The 16,413-nt window shown below is 65.3% G+C and carries 15 protein-coding genes; 9 read left to right on the top strand and 6 right to left on the bottom strand.

Annotated elements, in window-relative coordinates; genetic code table 11:
* Window positions 1-157 precede the first annotated feature (157 nt).
* The 3 genes from QFZ30_RS14760 (at window position 158) to QFZ30_RS14770 (ending at window position 5,909) form a co-directional block, all read left to right on the top strand.
* Complete coding sequence (locus tag QFZ30_RS14760; RefSeq protein WP_307077436.1) at window positions 158-1,492, top strand: MBL fold metallo-hydrolase; 1,335 nt, start codon at window positions 158-160, stop codon at window positions 1,490-1,492.
* A 104-nt stretch (window positions 1,493-1,596) separates the two neighbouring features.
* Window positions 1,597-5,004: a PAS domain-containing hybrid sensor histidine kinase/response regulator gene (locus tag QFZ30_RS14765; RefSeq protein WP_307077438.1), complete on the top strand. Its 3,408-nt coding sequence runs from the start codon at window positions 1,597-1,599 to the stop codon at window positions 5,002-5,004.
* A complete protein-coding gene (locus QFZ30_RS14770) occupies window positions 5,001-5,909 on the top strand; it encodes a GGDEF domain-containing response regulator (RefSeq protein ID WP_307077440.1) in 909 nt (302 codons plus the stop codon). The genes QFZ30_RS14765 and QFZ30_RS14770 overlap by 4 nt, the downstream gene beginning before the upstream one ends.
* A 15-nt stretch (window positions 5,910-5,924) precedes the next feature.
* On the opposite strand, the gene QFZ30_RS14775 is transcribed toward QFZ30_RS14770, so the two are convergent.
* Window positions 5,925-6,470: a hypothetical protein gene (locus QFZ30_RS14775; RefSeq protein WP_307077443.1), complete on the bottom strand. Its 546-nt coding sequence runs from the start codon at window positions 6,468-6,470 to the stop codon at window positions 5,925-5,927.
* Between the two features lie 393 nt (window positions 6,471-6,863).
* On the opposite strand from QFZ30_RS14775, the gene QFZ30_RS14780 reads away from it, so the two are divergent.
* Window positions 6,864-7,415 carry a dihydrofolate reductase family protein gene (locus QFZ30_RS14780; protein ID WP_307077445.1) on the top strand — a complete coding sequence of 184 codons (552 nt, stop codon included), beginning with the start codon at window positions 6,864-6,866 and terminating at the stop codon, window positions 7,413-7,415.
* 67 nt (window positions 7,416-7,482) lie between these two features.
* Here QFZ30_RS14780 and QFZ30_RS14785 read toward each other — a convergent pair whose 3' ends face one another.
* A complete protein-coding gene (locus tag QFZ30_RS14785) occupies window positions 7,483-8,301 on the bottom strand; it encodes an SDR family NAD(P)-dependent oxidoreductase (RefSeq protein WP_307077446.1) in 819 nt (272 codons plus the stop codon).
* A 182-nt stretch (window positions 8,302-8,483) separates the two neighbouring features.
* Between QFZ30_RS14785 and QFZ30_RS14790 the strand changes: the two genes are divergently transcribed.
* On the top strand, window positions 8,484-8,861 hold the full coding sequence (locus tag QFZ30_RS14790; RefSeq protein WP_307077449.1) for a TfoX/Sxy family protein: 378 nt from the start codon (window positions 8,484-8,486) through the stop codon (window positions 8,859-8,861).
* 121 nt (window positions 8,862-8,982) lie between these two features.
* Here the strand turns inward: QFZ30_RS14790 and QFZ30_RS14795 are convergent, their stop codons facing one another.
* A complete protein-coding gene (locus QFZ30_RS14795; RefSeq protein WP_307077451.1) occupies window positions 8,983-10,386 on the bottom strand; it encodes a GntP family permease in 1,404 nt (467 codons plus the stop codon).
* Between the two features lie 58 nt (window positions 10,387-10,444).
* Entirely contained in the window at window positions 10,445-10,990 is a 546-nt protein-coding gene (locus QFZ30_RS14800; protein ID WP_307077452.1) for a gluconokinase, read from the bottom strand.
* Between the two features lie 191 nt (window positions 10,991-11,181).
* Here QFZ30_RS14800 and QFZ30_RS14805 point away from each other — a divergent pair, with 191 nt between their 5' ends.
* From QFZ30_RS14805 to QFZ30_RS14820, 4 genes are all read left to right on the top strand, one after another.
* Window positions 11,182-11,916, top strand: coding sequence for a FadR/GntR family transcriptional regulator (locus QFZ30_RS14805; RefSeq protein ID WP_307077454.1), 735 nt, complete (start codon window positions 11,182-11,184; stop codon window positions 11,914-11,916).
* A gap of 195 nt (window positions 11,917-12,111) precedes the next feature.
* Window positions 12,112-13,866, top strand: a complete 1,755-nt coding sequence (gene ctaD / locus QFZ30_RS14810) for an aa3-type cytochrome oxidase subunit I (RefSeq protein ID WP_307077455.1) — start codon at window positions 12,112-12,114, stop codon at window positions 13,864-13,866.
* 121 nt (window positions 13,867-13,987) lie between these two features.
* Window positions 13,988-14,671, top strand: coding sequence for a hypothetical protein (locus tag QFZ30_RS14815; protein ID WP_307077457.1), 684 nt, complete (start codon window positions 13,988-13,990; stop codon window positions 14,669-14,671).
* Window positions 14,631-15,080 carry a glycosyltransferase gene (locus QFZ30_RS14820; RefSeq protein WP_307077458.1) on the top strand — a complete coding sequence of 150 codons (450 nt, stop codon included), beginning with the start codon at window positions 14,631-14,633 and terminating at the stop codon, window positions 15,078-15,080. Before QFZ30_RS14815 ends, QFZ30_RS14820 begins: the two co-directional genes overlap by 41 nt.
* Window positions 15,081-15,121: 41 nt before the next feature.
* On the opposite strand, the gene QFZ30_RS14825 is transcribed toward QFZ30_RS14820, so the two are convergent.
* Both QFZ30_RS14825 and QFZ30_RS14830 read right to left on the bottom strand, forming a co-directional pair.
* On the bottom strand, window positions 15,122-15,808 hold the full coding sequence (locus QFZ30_RS14825) for a hypothetical protein (protein WP_307077460.1): 687 nt from the start codon (window positions 15,806-15,808) through the stop codon (window positions 15,122-15,124).
* A gap of 189 nt (window positions 15,809-15,997) precedes the next feature.
* Complete coding sequence (locus tag QFZ30_RS14830) at window positions 15,998-16,201, bottom strand: cold-shock protein (protein WP_066274236.1); 204 nt, start codon at window positions 16,199-16,201, stop codon at window positions 15,998-16,000.
* Between the last annotated feature and the right edge of the window lie 212 nt (window positions 16,202-16,413).

The raw sequence follows: 16,413 nt of genomic DNA on the forward strand, positions 1-16,413 counted from the left end.
CGTTCGGAATCTTCGAGAAAACCTGGGCGGGCCCGGTGAAATCCAGCTGCGTGACACTGGGAAACAGCAGCACAACAACGTTCAAGGGGGCATCGGTCATTCCTCCACCCTATCCAAGTGCCGCGTTTGAGCACCCGGAACGAGGACAATGAAAACCATGGACGTCGTTGTGATTGAAACACCGCCGCTCGGAGACCGCAGCTATCTGGTTCACGACGGCCAGGTGGCGCTTGTCATCGACCCGCAGCGGGACACGGACAGGGTTGAAACGGCCGCCGCAGAGGCCGGTGTGCGGATCACCCACGTCGCCGAAACGCACCTGCACAACGACTACCTCACCGGTGGCCTCGTTCTGGCCGGCGCCCACGGCGCGTGGTACCTGGTTAACCCGGCAGCCGCCGTCGGGTTTGAACACCGGCCAATAGCCGACGGCGATACAGTCCAGGTGGGCAGGCTCACCGTGAAGGCGGTGGCCACGCCCGGCCACACCCACCATCACCTCTCCTATGTGGTCACCGACGGCGACCAGCAAGCGGTGTTTTCGGGCGGCAGCCTGCTGTACGGATCGGTAGGACGGACTGACCTCGTGGCCCCCGAAGACACCGAGCAGCTCACACGTGACCAGTACACGTCGGTCCGCCGTCTGGTGAAGGAGGCCGGGCCGGAGGCAGCCCTGTACCCCACGCATGGCTTCGGCTCGTTCTGTTCGTCCGGTCCGGCGTCGGGCGCACACGAATCCACCATCGCGCAGCAGCTGGAAACCAACCACGCCCTGACCGATCCGGACGAGGACCACTTTGTGCGGGAGCTGATCGCCAACCTCACGGCGTACCCGTCCTACTACGCGCACATGGCGCCGGCCAACATCCAGGGCCCGGGTCCGGCGGACCTCACCGTCCCGGAATCGCTTGATCCTGCCGAACTCTCGCGCAGGCTGGAGGACGGCGAGTGGGTGGTGGATCTGCGCAACCGGGTGGCGTTCGCCAGCAGCCATCTACAGGGCTCAGTCAGCTTCGAATACGGCCGCGGATCCAGCTTCACCGCCTACCTGGGGTGGGTCCTGCCCTGGGGCCGGCAGCTCACCCTGGTGGGCGGACGCACGGACGTTGAGAAGGCCATCCGGGACCTCTCGCGCATCGGCATCGACTCCCCCGACGCAGCGCTGGGGACGGAACCGGAGGCACTCGCCGTAGGAACCGCCGTCGTGTCCTATCCGCGGGTGGGCTGGGAGGAAATGCTGCGCCAGCGCAGCGACGGGGACGTGGTGCTGGACGTCCGGCGCACTGACGAGTACGACGCCGGCCACCTCGCCGGCGCCGTGAACATTCCGCTGCATGAGCTGCTGAAGCGGATGGAGGAGGTACCCGGCGGCAAGGTATGGGTCCACTGCGAGTCAGGCTACCGGTCGGGGGTTGCCGCAAGCCTGCTGCAGCGCGCCGGCAGGGACGTGGTCCACGTGGACGCGAAGTTCCGGTCCCAGACGACTTCTTGACGTGAGGGATATCATAGCCTTGCGTCTGCACTCTGGTCTCGGGTGGCCAATTCCCGGTTAAACCTGGTCTTGGGTGAATGGCGCACCTAGGGGGAGGGATCCGCGTGTCTCAGACTGGTCTCCTGGCGCGGCGGCCAGGGAAGCGGCCCAGTATCGGTAGCAGCAAGGCGACGCTGGGATGGCTGATCTTGCTGACTGCTGTGGTGCTGGCTGTGATCGGGCTGTACTTAGCTGCCAACAGCGGCACCCCTCCGGCGCTGGTGGCCGGCGACTTTTCCATCCTTGTGGCGGCCCTGCTGGCCGGCGCCAGCTGCAGCCGGGCAGCGTTGCGCGGCGGCGTGAACGCCCGCGCCTGGGCGTTCATGGCGGCGGCTGCCTACGTCTGGGCAGCAGGGATGGCGGTCTACACCTTCTACGGCCTCGCCTACAACAACGTCTATCCTTTCCCGTCGTTGGCGGATGCCCTGTTCCTGTCATATTCGGTGCCGGCCGCCGTCGCCCTTTTCACCTTCAAACGGCGCAGCGGCAGCCGGGTGGCCCTGTTCCGGACAGTCATGGATGCCGCCGTCATAGCCGGCTCGGTCCTGGTGGTCAGCTGGTTCACGGCTCTGGGGCCCGTCTTCAGCTCCGGGAGCGGCGATCTCCTCACCTGGCTGACAAACCTGGGGTATCCGGTGGTGGATGTGGTCATCACGTCCCTGGTCCTGGTGCTGGCGATGCGCAGGCACGGCGAACGGCTGCCGTGGCTGTGCTTCGGCGGCGGGCTGCTGCTCCTCACCGTCACTGACACCATTTACGTCCGGCTGACCTTCGAGGGCATCTTTGGTGTCACAGGCTCGCCCTTGGCCCTGGGATGGGTCTCGGCGTTCCTGCTGATTGCAGTGGCACCGCTGATGCCGTTTGAAGAGAAGCCGGGACCGGACCGGAAGGCCTATGCGCTGGCGCTGGAGCTGCTCCCGTACGTTCCCATGATGGCCGCCGTGGCCCTGTTTGCAGCGCCGCACGTTCACGAGCTGAGTCCCTTCCTGCTGGTGGCGGGCAGGGCAACAGTGGTTTTCATACTGGTGCGGCAGGTGCTGATCATCATTGAGAACATCACCCTGACCAGCGGCCTGGAGCAGCAAGTCGCGGCCCGCACCGCGGAGCTGGAAGGACTTGGCGCGATCGTCAATGCGTCGGCCGACGCCATCCTGGCCACCACTCCGGAGGGCATCATCACCAGCTGGAACGCGGGCGCCGAACGGCAGTACGGGTACACAGCCGAGGAAGTGATCGGACGCGATGGGAGCTTCCTCCTGGTGCCTGGCAACTGGGACCGCGACATGGAGGCTTTCCAGCAGCTCGCCGAAGGCCGGGGAGCCATAAGGCACGAGACTGAGCACCTGAAGAAGGACGGGACCGCCATTCCGGTGTCCCTGACCATCTCCCCCATCCGCGACGCCGGGCAGCTCCGCGGCATCGCCACCATCGCCCGTGACATCACGCAGCGCCGGGCCGCGGAACTGGAGCTGCAGGCCGCCCGGGAGGCCGCACTGGAATCCAGCCGGCTGAAGTCCGAATTCCTGGCCACCATGAGCCACGAGATCCGCACGCCCATGAATGGGGTGGTGGGGCTGACCGCCCTGCTGCTGGCCACCCCCCTCGACGAGACCCAGAAGCAGTACGCACAAGGTGTCAAGGGTGCCGGCGAGGCATTGCTCGGACTCATCAACGACATCCTGGACTTCTCCAAGCTGGAGGCCGGCAAGGTGGACCTGGACGTCAGGCCCTTCGATCCGCGGCTCCTGGTGGAGGAAGTGGCCGGGCTGCTCGCTGAGGCCGCGCAGGCCAAGCAGCTGGAACTCATTGCCTATTGCGATCCGGAAGTTCCGGCCCTGCTGTCCGGTGATTCCGGCCGGATCCGCCAGATTCTCCTGAACCTGACCTCCAACGCGGTGAAGTTCACGTCCTCCGGCGAGGTGTCCATCCGGGTCCGGGCGGAGGTCCAGGAGGATGGCAGCGCAATTGTGCGCTTCGACGTCAGCGATACCGGCATCGGCATTGATCCGGCCCACCACTCACGGCTTTTCGAGTCATTTTCCCAGGCGGACGCCTCCACCACACGGCGATACGGCGGCACCGGACTGGGGCTGGCCATCTGCAGGCGGCTCACGGAGGCAATGGGCGGGGAGATAGGGCTGAAGAGCCAACTGCAGGAAGGCAGCACGTTCTGGTTCTGCATACCCCTGCCGGTGGTCACCGGCTCCAGCGCCCCCGCCCCGGCCGCCGGTTTCCTGAACGGGCTGAGGGTGCTGGTGGTGGATGACAACGCCACCAACCGCCTGGTGCTGGAATCCCAGCTGCGCGGCTGGCGCCTGCGGCCGGAGGCGGTGCCGGATGCCCAGTCCGCCCTGGCCCGAGCCCGGGAGGCGGCCGCTGCCGGAGAGCCCTTCGACATCGCGGTCCTGGACCTCTGCATGCCGGACACGGACGGCCTGGAACTGGCACGCGAGCTCAAGGCCGACGCCGGCCTGGCGGACATCGAGCTGATCATGCTCACCTCCACTATGCAGGTCAACCCGGCAGAGGTTTCCGAGGCCGGGGTCCGTGAATGGCTGATGAAACCGGTGCGCAGCTCCGAGTTGTACAACCGCCTGGTCCGTCTGATGTCCGCCCACGAACCGGGGGCCACAGGAATGTCCGGAGCGAAGACTCCTGCCGCGGGGTCCGGATCCGCGGCGCTTTTACCGGCAGCGCCAGCCGAACCGTCCGCGCAGGCCGTGCCCTCCCGGGGCCGTGTCCTGGTGGTGGAGGACAACGAGGTCAACCAGCTGGTGGCCCGGGCAACGGTGACGAAGTTGGGCTACGCGGTGGACGTCGTTGCCGATGGCTCCGAGGCCGTCTCCGCCACGACCACCACCCAATATGCCGCGATCCTGATGGATTGCCACATGCCGGTCATGGACGGTTTCGATGCCACCAGGGTCATCCGCAGCCGCGACGGAAAACACAGCCGCCTCCCCATCATTGCCATGACCGCGGGGGCCTTGTACGGTGACCGTGAACGCTGCCTCGCCGCGGGCATGGATGACTACCTCGCCAAGCCTGTGGACGCGGCTGAGCTTGAGGCTGCCTTGACCCGCTGGATTCCCGAGCCGGCCGCGGAAACTTCCCGGCCGCCGTCGGTGGATCCGGACCGGCTTGCCATCCTGCGTGAGCTCGGCCCCGCGGACGGCCGGGGCCTGCTGCCAGCGACCGCAGATGCGTTCCGGCGGGACGTCCCCGCACGGCTTGCCTCACTCCGCGAGGCCGTGAACGACGGCGGCGGGCAGGCGTTGGTGCGGGCCGCCCACGTCCTCAAGGGGGCGGCAGCCAACATCGGCGCCACGGCCGTGGCCGGCCTGTGCCAGGAGCTGGAAGGGATTGGCCGCAACGGAAACCACGACGACGGCCCACAACTGGTCAGCAGGCTCGAGGCAGAGCTGGCGCTGGTGGACGCGGAACTGGATGAGGCGCTGGCGGTGGCGCGGTGAAAGTCCTGGTGGCGGACGACGATCCGGGCTCGCTCCTGGTGGCCAAAGCCGCCGTCGAAAGTTATGGGCATTTCTGCCTGGCGGCGGCGGACGGCGACGAAGCGTGGGCGCTGTACCTGGCGCACCAGCCGGACGTGGTGGTCACGGATTGGATGATGCCCGGGATGGACGGGCTGGCGCTGTGCCGGGCCATCCGGGCGCGCGAGGCGGAGCTGTACACGTACATCGTGCTGCTGACCTCGCAGGGCTCCCGGGACGATGTGCTGGCCGGACTGGAGGCCGGCGCTGATGACTATGTCACCAAGCCGCTGGACCCGTTTGTGATGCACACCCGGCTGCTGGTGGCGCTGCGGGTGACCACGCTGCACGCCGATCTGGCGCACTACCGCAAGGTGCTCTCGCACCAGGCGCGGACCGATCCCCTCACCGGGCTGCACAACCGGCTGAAACTGTCCGAGGACCTGGAACAGCTGCACGCGCGCAGCCACCGGTATGCGGAGGGCTACTGCCTGGCCATGTGCGACGTCGACAACTTCAAGAGCTACAACGACATATACGGCCACCAGGCGGGCGACCTTGCGCTGCGGGCTGTGGCTGCGGCGCTGGTCGGCCAGGCGCGGAAGACCGACGGCGTGTACAGGTTCGGCGGCGAGGAATTCCTCCTGGTCCTGCCGAACCAGACACAGGCCGGCGCCGGGGCGTTTATGGAACGGGCGTTGAACCGTGTTCGGAAGCTGGAGATCGCGCATTCCGGGGATCCTTTAGGGCAGCTGACGCTCAGCGCGGGGATTTCGGCTTTCACGGCGGAGCACCGTGTGGGCGCCGAGCAACTGCTGGGCGAAGCCGACGCCGCGCTCTACGCAGCCAAGGCCGCCGGCAGGAACCGCGTGGAACTGGCCCGGTAGCATGGGCCCGCGCGGCTAGGCTGCCTTTTTGCGTGCGGACTTAGCCTGGGCGGGCTTTGACTGGGCAGGCTGGTTCCGGGCTGGCTTCTGGGCTGACTGGTTCTGGGCGGGCTGGTTCGCTGCAAGCTGCTTCACTGCAGACTTAGTCTCGGCTGGCTGAGTTTCGGCAGGCTTGTCCTGTACAGGTTCCTCCCGCACCGCATCAATTTGTGCCGTGTCGTCCTGGCCTGTGCTGTTCTGAGCCGGGTTGTCCTGCACCATGTTGTCCTGGACCAGAGCGTCCTGTGCCGCCTCGCCGTGAGCCAACTGGACCAGTTCGTACTGGCGGTTGCGCCGCCAGCGGCGGACCAGGTCAATGGCTGCCATCACTCCGGCGAGCGGGGTAATGACTGCGGCCATGTAGACGAACAGCATCCAGGTCAGGGTGGCGATGGGCGGATTGCCGTCGTTCAGCATGGACAGGCCACCCACCAGGCCAACGGCCCAGAAAAGCAGGACAGCAATGAGCACCGCGGCTGCGGGGAAATACTGGTTTCGTACGATTTTCTTCAGGGTTTCCATACATTACCTCCTGACTGTCCGGGGCGGGGTGAGAGCCGCTCAAGATCAGTATGCGGCTGACAGGGGGAGGAATCGCGCAACACGCAGAGGCACGTGATGAACCTAACTTTGGGCCGCGTTTTGGGGGCCTTTTGGGCCACTGTTGGATGCCCCGACGGCACCGTCGTTTACACCGCCCGGAATGCGTATCATTTGAGTGATTGGGAGAACGTCGAGGCCGGATTCACGCGGGCCGCGCGTGGCCGCGTGCTCAAAAGTTACGCATTTGCGGCTGGCATCCGGCTACCCAAGCAGGGAGCAGAGTCTTCCCCAACGCCACTCCTGGGAATACCGTAGGACCTGTCCGGCCGCCGCCGGCCCGAACCAACCGTTGGCACCAATCTGGAGGTCCCCATGCGCAAAGTTACCGCCGGCCTGTTCCATTCCGTGGATGGGGTGGTGTCCGAGCCGAATCTCTGGCAGTTCGACAGCTTCGACGAGGAACTGGGCCAGGGCATGACGGCGTTCATGGAGCGGTCGGACACAGTGCTGCTGGGCCGAGTCAGCTACCAGGAGTGGGCCGGATACTGGCCCAACGCGTCCGTGGATGAGGACTTTGCCGGCTTCATCAACCCGGTGCAGAAGTACGTGGCCTCGCGGAGCCTGGCGGAGCCGCTGGAGTGGCAGAACTCGCACCTTATCGAGGGCTCATTGGAGGGTTTCGTGGCCGGGCTGAAGCAGCGCGACGGCGGCGAGATCGCCGTGTGCGGCAGCATTTCAGTGGTGCGCCAGCTACTGTTCGCCGGCCTGCTGGATTCGCTGACCCTCATGACTCACCCGGTGGTGGCGGGGCGTGGCCGGCGCCTGTTCGAAACCGACGATCCCGTCACCCGGCTCAGCCTGCAGGACCAGTACCGGACCAGCAAGGGCAACGTCATCAGCACGTACGGGCTGCTGGGCGAATAATTCCGGCCGTGCTCAGGCTTCACTCAATGCGAAACTCCAGGTGGCCCTATCGGCGTAGGTGCCAGGCCTAACGCGCCACCAGCTCTGCGCTGCGGTCCCAGAGGCCGCGTGCCAGCTCGGCGTCGTATGCCTGGGGGTTTGCCTTGGCCAAGGCCCGTTTGGCGTAGTAGGCGCCGGAGACCCAGTCAGTGCCGGCTGTGCCGTTGATGAGCCACAGCAGGGTGTCGGCGCCCTGGTCAGGGGTGAGCATAAAATGCTTCAGCAGCGTCTTGTAGGCGTGGCGCATGTGGCTGGTGGAGTCTGCGGCGAAGTTGGTGGCCACCACGCCTGGGTGGAACGCCGCCGTCGTGATTCCTTCACTGCCGTATCGGTGGTTCAGTTCCGTTGTGAAGAGGATGTTGGCGAGCTTGGCGGTGCCGTAGGCGCGGTTGGTGGTGTACTTGCGGGCGGAGCTGAGGTCCTCCAGATCCAGTCTGCCGAAGCCGTTGGCCCCGCTGGAGGTGTTGATGACCTTGGCGTTGCTGGCAGTAAGCACATCCATGAGCTCCGTGGTCAGCAGGAACGGGGCCAGATGGTTGACCTGGAAAGTGGACTCGTGCCCGTCCACGGTGAGTTCGCGCTGGCCCATGATGGCGCCGGCGTTATTGGCCAGGACGTCGATCCGGGGATAGTTTTCCTTCAGCTGCGCGGCGAGCGTGCGGACCTGGGCCAGTTCGGCGAAGTCGCAGACGAAGTAGTCAGCGTTGAGCTCTTTGGCGATGCGCCGGGTCTTTTCGGAGGAACGGCCGACGACGACCATCCGCGCCCCTGCCTCAGCCAGCGTCCGCGCGGCGGCTGCGCCGATGCCGTCGCTGGCGCCAGTGATCACGATGGTGCGAGGGGTCATGGCGTGTCCTTTGATCGGGCAAATCACGGCGGGCAGTTTTGGAGTGCGTGCCGCTGTTATAACGGCGGCGGAGCCGCGGGTGTTCCCGCCAGTGCGTTTGCGTCCGGCCTGTACCGGATGCCGCAACGGGCATATCCTGCACTCGGATCCTACATGTCCACCGCAACCGGGAGAAGAAAGCAATGGAGATGCCCAAAGCGTCCGAGGCGGACAAGGAACGTTTCCGGTCGGTGGTGCCGGACCGGCCTGAGGTGGTCATCAAACCGATGTTCGGCAACCTGGGCGCCTTCGTGAACGGCAACATGTTCGCCGGGCTGTTCGGCCCGACCATCGGCGTCAGGCTCTCCAGCGAAGACCGCGCAGAGCTTGAAGGCACCGAGCGGACCGTCCCGTTCGGGCCCGTGGAGCGCCCCATGGGCGGCTACACCGGGCTCCCGGAGGTGTGGAACGCTGAAGGCGAGGGGGACGAGGCGCGGGCAAGGGCCTGGGTCGAGAAGGCGTTCGCGTACGTGGCCGGGCTCCCGCCGAAGGCACCCAAAGAACGCAAATCCCGGGCGTAGGCTCCTCTTAGGCAACAAACGCCCGCTGGCAGCGGTTGGTAATCCGCGGGTACGACGACGGCGGGACGGTCATCCGCTGACCGTCCCGCCGCCGTCATACTTCAGTGAGTTGTGGCTGGCGCTAGCCCGCCACTCCGGCGAGCACGAAGAGCGCCGCGGCGATGGCGAAGCCCATCACGCCGATCAGGGTTTCCATGACGGTCCAGGTCTTCAGTGTGGTCTTGACGTCCATGCCGAAGAAGCGGCCCACCAGCCAGAAGCCGGAGTCGTTGACGTGTGAGACCACCACGGAACCGGCAGCCACGGCGATGACCAGGGCGGCCACCTGCATTCCCGTCAGTCCTGCCAGCGCCACGGCCGGGGCGATGAGACCCGCGGTGGTGGTCAGCGCCACGGTGGCGGAGCCCTGGGCGATGCGCAGGATCGCGGAGATCAGGAAGCCCGCCAGGATGAGCGGGATGCCCAGGTTGCCCAGTACGTCGGCCAGTGCATCGCCGATGCCCGAGGCACGCAGCACGCCGCCGAACATGCCGCCGGCGCCGGTGATGAGGATGACGGAGCAGACCGGGCCCAGCGAGGATTCGAGCAGCTTCTCTATGGCGCCCGCGTCCTTGCCGCGGCGGGCACCCAGGACGAACACGGCCACCAGCACCGCGATCAGCAGCGCCACCGGAGTTTCACCGATGGTGCGCAGGATCTGGAACCACTGTTCGTTCTTGACGGACTCGGACAGCGCGCCGGAGGAGGCCAGGGTGTTGAGGCCGGTGTTGATGAAGATGAGCACCAGCGGCAGGAGCAGCAGCCCGATGATGGTGCGGAACCGCGGCGGGTGGGACTCGGCTTCGGCGCTGGCGTGGCCCAGGATTTCCGGGACGGGCAGGACCAGCTTCTTGCCGGTCCACAGGCCGAAGAGGTAGGCGGTGACGTACCAGGTGGGGATGGCGGTGATCAGGCCGGCGATCAGGACCAGGCCGATGTTCGCGTCAAAGAAGGCAGCTGCCGAGACGGGTCCCGGGTGCGGCGGCAGGAAAATGTGCATCACGGAGAACGCGCCGGCAGCGGGAAGACCGTAACGCAGCACTCCCCCGCCCAGGCGGTGGGCGACGGCGAAGACGACGGGCAGCATCACTACCAGGCCGGCGTCGAAGAAAATGGGGAAGCCGAAGATCAGGGACGCGAGGCCCAGCGCAAACGGGGCACGCTTCTCGCCGAAGACACCGATGAGGTAGTCCGCCAGGACTTTGGCACCGCCGCTGGTTTCAACGATGCGGCCGAGCATGGCGCCCAGGCCAACAAGGAGCGCCACCGTCCCGAGGGTTGTCCCGAAGCCGTTGATCAACACTGGCACCACCTGGTTGGCGGGGATTCCGGTGGCAAAAGCGGTGGCGAGGCTGATCAGGATCAGGGCGACCAGTGCGTGCATCCGCAGTTTGATGATCAGGAACAGCAGGGCGACGATCGCGGCCGCAGCGATGAGCAGCAGGGGGCCTGCGCCCATCGTCTGGGTCCATCCTTCGATGGTCATGGTTCTCCTTTGAAACAGAACTTATTGGGGGTGAAGATGAAAAAGGGGGCCGGAGGGTTCAGGAAACTCCGGTTGCCGGTACCGCGGGGAGTTTCAGCGCGGCGATGGTGGCCTCCACGAGCTCCTCCGGAGCCTGGGAGATGTCCAGGCGGAGGCTCCCTGCCGCCAGCTCCTCGGGGCTGAGAGGTTCCAGGGTGGCCAACTGGCTGGGCAGCAGGGTGGGCGGCATAAAGTGGCCTTCCCGTCCCTGCATGCGCTGGCCGATCAGGCCGGCCTCGCCGTCCAGGTGGATAAAAAGAACCCGGCCTTCAGCCGCTGACAGGAGTTGGCGGTAGCTCCGCTTGAGCGCGGAACAGGTCAGGACTGTGCTGTGGCCGGCCGCTGCCTGCCCGGTCATCCAGTTCTGGATCTGCAGGAGCCAGGGCCAGCGGTCCTCGTCCTGCAGGGGAACTCCCTGGGACATCTTGTCGATGTTCGTTTGGGGATGGAACTCGTCGGCCTCGGCACAGGCCCAGCCAAGCTGCTGGGACAGGGCCGCTGCAATGGTGGACTTGCCGGAGCCGGCAACGCCCATCACCACCAGGTGCGTGGCTGGATACAGCATGTGTTTTACCTCCGGAGAAGACGTCTTTGGCTTAGGGAAGAAGCTCGCCGTGCACCCCGCTGTGAGATGCACTGGAGATAAGGTATCACCATTAAAGCCAATAGATACTATCTTTTAGTGTCACAAGTCATACCTTTGCTTCATATTCGGTACGCTGTGAAGGCGCCTCTGGCGCAGATGGAGGCAGCAGATTGTCGACGGCGACAGCAGGGCCCGCGGATGGCGCGGACGACGGCGGGGCTTCCCCCGCGATGCAAGGACGCGTTCTTGAGGCCGTTGGCGTTGCCATCGCCTCCGGGAGCCTTCCTCCGGGCAGCCGCCTCACCCTGGACAAGCTCCAGCAGGAATATGGGGTGTCACGGACGGTAGCCCGCGACACCATGAAGGTCCTGGAATCGATGAACCTGGTGTACTCGCGGCGGCGGGTGGGCATTGTGGTGCAGGAGCGGGCGCTGTGGAATGTCTTCGACCCGAAACTGGTGCGCTGGCGCCTTGCCTCCGACGGCCGTGCGCAGCAGTACAGCAGCCTCACGGAACTGCGCATCGCCGTCGAACCCATTGCCGCCGCGGGGGCTGCCCGGCGGGCCAGCGCTGCTGAGCGCGCCCAGCTGGTTGCCCTGGCAACGGAGCTGAGGCGCCTCGGCGAGGCGGGAGAACTGGAGGCATTCCTGGCCGCCGACATCGAGTTCCACTGCCTGCTGCTGCAGAGCTGCGGCAATGAGATGTTTACGGCGCTGGAGGGGATGGTGGCCGAGGTACTTACCAGCCGGACCAAGCAAGGCCTGATGCCATTCAAACCCCGGGAAGAAGCGCTCCAGGCCCACGAGAATGTTGCCGCTGCGGTTGCCGGTGGGGACGCGACCACGGCCGAGACCGCGATGCACCACATCCTGGACGAAGTGCGGAATGCGATGGGGCTGCCCTAGGAGTGCCTCGCTTTTCCTTATAGAGGGGACGCACCGGGGAGGCGAATATTCGAGCCGTCCTGCGTCACCTTCGTGCTCTTTCCCGAAGCTGTATTCATGGGTAACCTGAAGGAAATCGCGGTCTCGGAAAATCTTTCGGGGCGGTGATGGGGCTCAGGCAAGAGGCCCCACTGGTGCCGTCCGGACGAGGTGAAAATGGCCATCACAGGGCATTCATCTGAAGGGGTCGCCGCTACGGCCGCGCCCGCAGTGGTACCGCGGCGCAAGGGCAGCCTCATCGTCACCTGGATCACTTCCACTGACCACAAGGTCATTGGGTACATGTACCTGATCGCGTCGTTTGTATTCTTCATGATGGCTGGAGTGATGGCCCTGCTGATCCGTGCAGAGCTCTTCGAACCGGGCATGCAGATCCTGCAGACCAAGGAGCAGTACAACCAGCTCTTCACGATGCACGGCACCATGATGCTGCTGATGTTCGCCACTCCGCTGTTCGCCGGCTTTACGAACGTGATCATGCCCCTGCAGATCGGCGCCCCCGACGTCGCCTTTCCGCGGCTGAATGCGCTGGCGTTCTGGTTCTTCCTCTTCGGCTCCACCATCGCCGTTTCCGGTTTCATCACCCCCCAGGGTGCGGCGTCCTTTGGTTGGTTCGCCTACGCCCCGCTTAACAACACCACTTTCAGCCCAGGCGTCGGCGGGGACCTCTGGGTATTCGGCCTGGCGCTCTCAGGTTTCGGAACGATTCTTGGTGCCGTCAACTTCATCACCACGATCATCTGCATGCGTGCTCCCGGCATGACGATGTGGCGCATGCCCATCTTTACGTGGAACGCCCTTGTCACATCCATCCTCGTGATTATGGCCTTTCCGCCGCTGGCCGCAGCGCTGTTCGGCCTCGGCGCGGACCGCCGCTTCGGTGCGCACATCTATGACCCAGAAAACGGCGGAGCGGTCCTGTGGCAGCACCTGTTCTGGTTCTTCGGCCACCCCGAGGTGTACATCATTGCGCTGCCGTTCTTCGGTATTGTGTCCGAGATCTTCCCGGTCTTCAGCCGCAAACCGATCTTCGGCTACAAGGGTCTGGTCTACGCAACCATCGCCATCGCCGCCCTGTCCATGACGGTGTGGGCCCACCATATGTATGTGACCGGTTCGGTGCTGCTGCCGTTCTTCGCCTTTATGACCATGCTGATTGCGGTGCCCACCGGTGTGAAGTTCTTCAACTGGATCGGCACCATGTGGGGCGGTTCGCTGACGTTCGAGACTCCAATGCTGTGGAGCCTCGGCTTCCTTGTCACGTTCCTCTTCGGTGGCCTGACTGGGATCATCCTTTCGTCGCCTCCGCTGGATTTCCATGTGTCTGACTCCTACTTTGTAGTGGCGCACTTCCACTACGTGGTGTTCGGAACCGTGGTGTTCGCGATGTTCGCGGGCTTCTACTTCTGGTGGCCAAAATTCACCGGCTCCATGCTCAACGAACGGCTCGGCAAGATCCACTTCTGGATGCTGTTCCTGGGCTTCCACGGCACATTCCTCATCCAGCACTGGCTCGGCGCCAAGGGAATGCCCCGCCGCTACGCGGACTACATGCCTCAGGACAACTTCACCTGGATGAACCAGTTCTCCACCATCAGCTCATACCTTCTGGGAGCCTCGCTCATCCCGTTCTTCTGGAATGTCTACATCACCTGGCGGGCCGGCGAAAAGGTCACCGTTGACGATCCGTGGGGCTTCGGTGCCTCACTCGAGTGGGCCACGTCCTGCCCGCCGCCGCGGCACAACTTCACTTCGCTGCCCCGGATCCGATCGGAGCGCCCGGCCCTGGACCTTCACCACCCGGAGATCCGGGTCCGCGAACACGAACCCGTCCACGGTCCCGCAGCTGCCGCCCTGGGTGCCGCGGACATTGGGGAGAAGGACGTGCGGGATCCCAACCCCGACAAGTAGACCACTGGGCCGGTGGTTGAGCCTGGGCCCACGCCCGCAGCGTTCCCTGGCTGAGCTTGCTAGGTAAGGGGACGGGTGGGGAGCGAACCGGGGCCGGTGGTCGTGAGGTCAGGAGGCTCCGGTGTCCAACTTCCTCTTCGCAACGCTCGACGCCGGCGGGAACCTGCCTCCCGCCGTCGGCATTGCCCGTGAGCTGCTGGAGCTCGGGCACCGGGTGCGATTTCTGGGCCACCCGCAGCAGGCCGCCGCGATAAGGGCTTCCGGTGCGGAGTTCCAGCCGTACAGTCATGCGGTCCGGATGGCCCCCGCCGAGCAGATGCCCACCCTGCGGCAGGTGTCCATGATGGTGTCAGTGTTCTCGGACGCCGGCATCGCACGGGACGTTGTGGAGGAAGCCCGGAAGGAACCGCCGGACGTGCTGGTCGTGGACTGCCTGCTGCTGGCAGCCATTAATGCGGCGGCCAAGACTGGACTCCGCACAGTGGCCCTGGTTCACAGCTTCTACGCGTTCTTCGACGGCCCGTTCCGCCGGACTCCCATCACGGCGGCGCTGGCAATGCGCGGGCTGGGCCCGCGGCGGGTGATGCAGCAGGCACACCGAATCCTTGTGTGCGCTGACCCGCGGCTTGACCCGGCCGGCAACCTGGACGGGAACGGGAAGGTGGTGTGGGCGGGACCGGCCGTCCCGTCCTGTCCCGCCCGGTTCGAGGCCCAGGATCCTGATCAGCTTGAGCACCACTGTCTTCAAGAGGCAGGATGTGTTCATGCAGAAGGCCCTCGATGCGGTGGCGGGGCTGCCCCTTGACGTGGTCCTGACAACCGGGCCGGCCATTGATCCGGCGGCGCTCCGGGCACCGCCGAACGCCACGGTGCACGGCTACCTTCCGCACAGGGAGGTCATGCCGGAGTGCGTTGCGGTGGTGGGACATGGCGGGCACGCCACCACCATGCTCGCATTGGCGCACGGCCTGCCCCTGGTGATCGCCCCGATGCATCCCCTGCTCGATCAGCGGATGGTGGGCCAGGCGGTCCAGGATGCGGGCGCCGGTCTGCTGATCAACGCGTCAGCGTCTACGGATGGGATTGCCGGGGCCGTCGGGGAGGTCGTCAACTCAGCGACCTTCCGCGCTGCCGCCGCCACGGCAGGCCAGCGGCTCCGAGGGGCCGACGGCGCCAGGACCGGCGCGGGGCTGCTCGCCGGAGTCGCCGGCTGAGGAGCGTCAGGATGCTGGCACACGTGGGTTAAACGAGGGTGCTATGCCTGCGGCGCCGGTTCAACGGACTCCACGGCATAGGGCTTGGTCGCCGACCGCAGCAGTGGACGGCGCATGCGCAACTGGTACGGCCCATCCTGGAAGTTAGCGCGGGGGTCCAACTGGACAACCACAAGCGGTTCGTCGCCGCCGGCGTCCAGGCGCTTCACCATGCCGTCACGCCGCCCGCCCACGGACAGCGGGGTGGCAGGCTCCACTGCGGTTTCCTTAAAGAGTTCCCGGTATTCCGGCCCCGCCGCGAGGAAGGCGATTCCATGGGCGACCGCAATGACATTCAGCGGAATCACTATTTCGTGCGGCTGAGCTTCCTGTGTGGGCCGGGGTTGCATGTGGCGTCCCGGCGCAGACGACGCGCCGGCTGCATTCAGGGGCCGGTCGCATTCCTTGCAGCGGGTCCGCGCCCCGACGTCGGCCAGCATTGTCACGAGCAGCCCCCTGGGTGCGTGGTCCCATTTGTCGGCCACAACCTGGCACCACGCCGTGTGGTACTGCGACGCGTACTTCATCACGTAGACCTGGCCATCGCCCAGGACGGGCATCCCCTGCCGCCGGGCGGCCGGCTCCACCGGCCTGAGCTCGCCGAGGCCCCTGGCCTCTGCCTGGGCGGGGTCGCTGCCCCCGATGTACTTGCGGATCAACGGATTGAGTTGCCGTTTTGGTCTGGGCACCGGGGGCCTTTCTGTGCGGCGCGGGTACGTGTCGATCACGCCCCTGCTTACCCCCGGTGTATCTAGCTTGCGGGCTTTTCCCGCAAGTTGCCAGTTGGGACAGCCAAGTACGCTTAACAAAAGCAGGGCCGGTCAGTGACCGGCCCTGCTTTGAAAATGAAACCCGAAGGCCCCAGAGTCTCTAAGGAATTAGAGGGACTGGATGTTTACGGCCTGGGGACCCTTGGGGCCCTGCTCGGTTTCGAAGGAGACCTTCTGGTTCTCTTCGAGTGAGCGGAAGCCGGAAGAGGCGATCGCGGAGTAGTGAGCGAAAACGTCCTGTGAGGAGTCATCGGGGGAAATGAAGCCGAAGCCCTTTTCAGCGTTAAACCATTTGACGGTACCAGTAGCCATTATTTTTGTCCTTCGTGAAGGTGGAGGAAAAGTCCCGACTTTCGGGTCCTCCGGTGTGGGGTGTTCAAAACCGCTACTTCAGAAGAACGCGGACTTTCGACCGCGCGTACTGCCTGAATTACCAACTGCATAAACACAACAACAAGAACGACTCTACACGAGATTCCGGTGACCATTTACCACCGGCCCCTTCAGACCCACCGAAGGCCCGC

This window comes from Arthrobacter pascens (assembly GCF_030815585.1).
Taxonomy (GTDB): domain Bacteria; phylum Actinomycetota; class Actinomycetes; order Actinomycetales; family Micrococcaceae; genus Arthrobacter; species Arthrobacter pascens_A.